The sequence below is a fragment of the Litorimonas sp. genome (genome assembly GCA_029936425.1).
GTDB lineage: Bacteria > Pseudomonadota > Alphaproteobacteria > Caulobacterales > Maricaulaceae > Litorimonas.
In genome coordinates, this window is sequence record JAPYSU010000175.1 from 1 (window position 1) to 1,051 (window position 1,051).

1 protein-coding gene is annotated in these 1,051 nt (G+C 44.7%); it reads left to right on the top strand.

Features of this window, described 5'->3' with window-relative positions; all coding sequences use genetic code 11:
• Positions 1–573 precede the first annotated feature (573 nt).
• Positions 574–1,051, top strand: a 478-nt coding sequence (locus ACN0IC_RS15800) for a hypothetical protein (RefSeq protein ID WP_416879699.1), incomplete at its 3' end; no start/stop codon positions are given.

Below are 1,051 nucleotides of genomic sequence, written 5' to 3' on the forward strand. Positions count from 1 at the left end.
CAGTAACTGCTAACTGTTAAGTTAATATTGGAATTTAAATTTTTACACCTGTGGAAATTGACTGTCACATGGTTGAAATCTATTGAAAAGTTGAGTGGCAGGCAATATGTCATTGCAGTCATTGCTATTGAAAATTTGGAATGGCAGCAATATGTCATGTGTCACAGGAGGAGACACCTGTAATATTGTAAGAAAGTTAAATGTAAATGTTAAATCGAAATAAATATTTAGATTTCTTAAATGTAACTTAGAATTAACTTAATGTTAAAGACACTGTGGTGAAGTGTTAGTGAGTGTCAGAGTGCAGTGTGCAGTGTGCAGTATGCAGTGTTGTTGTTGCTGTTGCTTGTTGTTGTTGACTGTTGCTGCAGTAGGACAGAAAGGACAAGAGTAGTTGATGTTTGTCCTTACTCCCACTGGAGATTGACATCCTCGAACGGATGCATGACGTTTAACTCCAGGTTTTCAGTTGACTGGTGGTAGGCAGGGTTGGAGGTTGGTCCTCCATACGCCCAATGGTCATCCAAAGTTGGTTGGTGGTTTGGTGATGGTGATGGTTTGTAGAGGCACCAAATGATGAGCACCATCAAGAAAAGCAGGAGAGTGCTACCAGGTAACACAGTGGCTAGGATGATAGTGTTTCTATCCTTACTGGCCAAGGTAGATGGTGTGGTTGGGTTGGTATCCGGATGGTTGGTGGTGCTGGTAGTTGTCCTATTGGTGTGGTTGGATGGTGTTGGATCAGGATCAGGGTCAGGATCAGAACAATGCTGGCTCTGGGGATGCAGGTCACAATACCAGCTAGGAAGAACTGGTGGTGTGATGATAGTACTGGTAGTAGGAATGGTTGGAGGGCTGGTAGTCCTCGCCAGGGTTGTTGTGGTTGTTGTGGTTGTAGTGCTGGTGGTTGTTGGAGCACTGGTTGTGGTTGGAGTGCTGGTTGTGGTTGTAGTACTGCTGGTGGTTGGAGTGCTGGTTGTGGTTGTAGTACTGGTTGTGGTTGGAGTGCTGGTTGTGGTTGTAGTACTGGTTGTGGTTGGAGTGCTGGTTG